The organism is Streptomyces sp. NPDC054847, from assembly GCF_053610925.1.
This window is the reverse complement of record NZ_JBSGZJ010000626.1, coordinates 1-3,167: the sequence shown is the minus strand read 5'-3', so window position 1 is coordinate 3,167 and position 3,167 is coordinate 1. Positions and strand designations below refer to the sequence as shown.

3 protein-coding genes are annotated in these 3,167 nt (G+C 74.4%); 1 reads left to right on the top strand and 2 read right to left on the bottom strand.

Annotated elements, in window-relative coordinates; all coding sequences use genetic code 11:
- Nucleotides 1-4: 4 nt before the first annotated feature.
- The gene (locus ACWGH4_RS33395) at nt 5-1,438 is read right to left on the bottom strand and encodes an RsmB/NOP family class I SAM-dependent RNA methyltransferase (RefSeq protein WP_453467460.1); all 1,434 of its coding nucleotides are present in this window, start codon (nt 1,436-1,438) and stop codon (nt 5-7) included.
- Nucleotides 1,439-1,472: 34 nt separating this feature from the next.
- Nucleotides 1,473-2,417: a methionyl-tRNA formyltransferase gene (gene fmt, locus ACWGH4_RS33390; RefSeq protein WP_453467458.1), complete on the bottom strand. Its 945-nt coding sequence runs from the start codon at nt 2,415-2,417 to the stop codon at nt 1,473-1,475.
- Between the two features lie 229 nt (nt 2,418-2,646).
- Between fmt and ACWGH4_RS33385 the strand changes: the two genes are divergently transcribed.
- Nucleotides 2,647-3,144, top strand: coding sequence for a hypothetical protein (locus tag ACWGH4_RS33385; RefSeq protein ID WP_453467456.1), 498 nt, complete (start codon nt 2,647-2,649; stop codon nt 3,142-3,144).
- Nucleotides 3,145-3,167: the final 23 nt, after the last annotated feature.

The window sequence follows — 3,167 nt, the reverse complement described above, 5'->3', positions numbered from 1 at the left end:
GAAGCTAGGAGGTGCGCCGCAGCAGCGCCAGGTACATCGCGTCCGTGCCGTGCAGATGCGGCCACAGCTGGACGTCGGGGCCGTCGCCGAGGGCCGGGACTCCTGGCATCAGCGGGCGGGCGTCCACCCACTCCGCCTCGACGGCCGGTCCGCCGCGGCCGCGCAGGACGTCGTCCACGACGACACGTGTCTCGGCGAGATGCGGCGAACAGGTCGCGTACCCCACCACTCCGCCGACCCGTACTGCCTTCAGTGCCTCACGCAGCAGCTCCCGCTGGAGCGGGGCGAAGCCCTCGAGGTCCGACGGGCGGCGGCGCCAGCGGGCTTCGGGACGGCGGCGCAGCGCGCCGAGCCCCGAGCACGGGACGTCGACGAGCACCCGGTCGAACACGCCCTCACGCCACGGCGGGCGCGTGCCGTCGGCCGCGACCACCTGGTACGGCCCCGGATTGCCGGCGAGTGCCCGCTCCACCAGCCGGGCGCGGTGCGGCTGCTTCTCGGCGGCCAGCAGGGACGCGCCACGGGCGGCGGCGAGCGCACCGAGGAGCGCCGCCTTGCCGCCGGGCCCCGCGCACCCGTCGAGCCAGCGCTCGTCGCTGCCTTCCAGCGGCGCGTCGGCGAGGGCGATCGCCACCAGCTGGCTGCCTTCGTCCTGGACGCCCGCGCGGCCGTCCCGCACGGCTTCGATGGCGCCGGGCTCGCCGCCCTCGGCCAGCCGGACGGCGTACGGGGACCAGCGGCCGGGCAGGACGGAGTCCTCGCCCAGCACGTCCGTCAGCTCGCCGGTGGTCGAACGCCCCGGCCGCGCCACGAGCGTCACCTCGGGCCGCTCGTTGTCGGCCTCCAGCAGGTCCTCGATGCCGGCGCGGCCGCCGCCGAGCGAGTCCCACAGGGCGGAGACGATCCACCGGGGGTGCGAGTGGACGACCGCCAGATGGTCCTCCGCGTCCTCGTCGTAGGGCGGGGCGACGCGCTCGAGCCAGGCGTCCATGTCGTGCTGCGAGATCTTGCGGAGCACTGCGTTCACGAACTTCGCCCGCCCGTCGCCGAGGACCACCCTCGCCAGTTCCACGCTCGCGGAGACGGCCGCGTGCGTGGGGATGCGCGTTCCCAGCAGCTGGTGCGCGCCGAGGGCGAGGACGTCCAGCACCGGCGGGTCGACCTCGCGCAGCGGCCGGTCGATACAGGCCGCGATGATCGCGTCGTAGGTGCCCTGGCGGCGCAGCGTCCCGTAGACGAGCTCCGTCGCGAGCGCCGCGTCCCGCCCGTCGAAGCCGTCCTTCTCGCGCGCCTTCTTCAGTAGCGGCGGCAGGACGAGGTTGGCGTACGCGTCCCTCTCGTCGACGGCCCGCAGCGCCTCGAAGGCGAGGATCCGCACGGGGTCCTTCTTGGGGCGGCGGTACGGCTTGGCGGGACGGTGACGGGACTGCTCACTCAAAAGGTGCTCCGCGTTCGATGAAACGTGATCCCTCTCAGCCTACGACCGGTGCGCCGACCCTCTCGCCAGGAGTGATCCGCACACCCCGCGCCCAGTCCGCCGCACGCATCGGCTTCTTGCCCTGCGGCTGGACCCACAGGAGCTCCACGGCATGGGACCCGGTGCCCACGTGCACATGGTTCTTGCCCGCCTCGAGCTCGCCCGGTGCGAGGTCCTTGCGGTCCGGCAGCAAAGCGACCTGGACGAGCTTGAGGCGCTCGCCCCGGAAGGCCGTCCACGCCCCCGGCGCGGGAGTGCAGCCCCGCACGACCCGGTCGACGCGCAGTGCGGGAGCGGTCCAGTCGACGTGAGCGTCCTCGACGGTGATCTTCGGGGCCAGCGTGACGCCGTCAGCGGGCTGCGGCACCGGCCGCAGGGTGCCGTCCTCGATGCCGTCCATCGTCGCCGCGAGCAGTCCCGCACCGGCGAAGGCCAGCCGCGTCAGCAGATCACCGCTGGTGTCCGTGGGACGCACCGGCTCGGTGATCACTCCGTAGACGGGGCCGGTGTCGAGCCCTTCCTCGATCCGGAACGTCGCCGCGCCGGTCATCTCGTCACCGGCGAGGATCGCGTGCTGCACCGGGGCGGCGCCGCGCCAGGCGGGCAGCAGCGAGAAGTGCAGGTTCACCCAGCCGTGGACGGGCACGTCGAGGGCGGCCTTGGGCAGCAGGGCGCCGTAGGCCACGACAGGACAGCAGTCGGGGGCGATCTCCCGCAGCCGCGCGAGGAACTCCTCGTCGCGCGGCCTCGCCGGCTTGAGCACCTCGATCCCGGCCTCGGCGGCGCGCTGCGCGACCGGGCTGGCGACCAGCCGCCGCCCGCGGCCCGCGGGCGCGTCGGGCCGGGTGACGACGGCGGCGACCTCGTGCCGGTCGGAGGCGATCAGGGCGTCCAGGGCGGGGACGGCGACCTCGGGAGTACCTGCGAAGACGAGCTTCATCGGTGGCTGACTGCCTCTCAGACTGGGCGTGCGGTGACGAGCAGCACACCAGTCTATGAGCCGTGGCGGCAGGGGGCGTACGGGAGCCCGTGCGCCCCACGCACAGGCACATACGCCCCGAAGCGTGACCAGACCCCCCACCGGCGCGTTGGTCAAGAGAGATTGACCGAAGCGGGCCGCCCCGGACGCGACCCGACCCCTTTTAACCGCCGGTTCGAGAGGCTTGTCAATGGCCGACCACGCAACCCACGACGCCCAAGCCCGGGCCAGCCTGCATCTGCTGGTGCGGGACATCGAGCGGGTCCGCCGGCAGGTGGACGCCTTGCGCACGCTCACCGCCCAGCTGGGGAACGTCTACCGCCCCCGCCGCTCCGGCCCTTCCACGGGCTTCGTCGTCTACGGCAGGGCCCCCGCCCCGACCGTCCGCCTCGCGCAGGAACTGCGGGACAGCGTCGAAACCCTCGTGACCGCGGCCGTGGACTTCGACCGCTCCCTCGGCTTCTCCTGGGACGCGGTCGGCTCGGCGCTCGGCGTCACGAAGCAGGCGGTGCACCGCCGTTACGGCTCGCGGCGGCAGGCTGCCGCGGCACAGGCGGAGGGCGCCGCGACGGGCACGCTGCCGCCGCCGGGCCTGTCCGCCGTCCGGGCGGTGCCGGCGGCCCGCTCGATGCCGCCGCAGCCGAGCGACGCCCGCCCGAACGCCTTCCCGGGTCCCCGCAACGGCTGACACCCCGGGGCCCGGGGCCACGC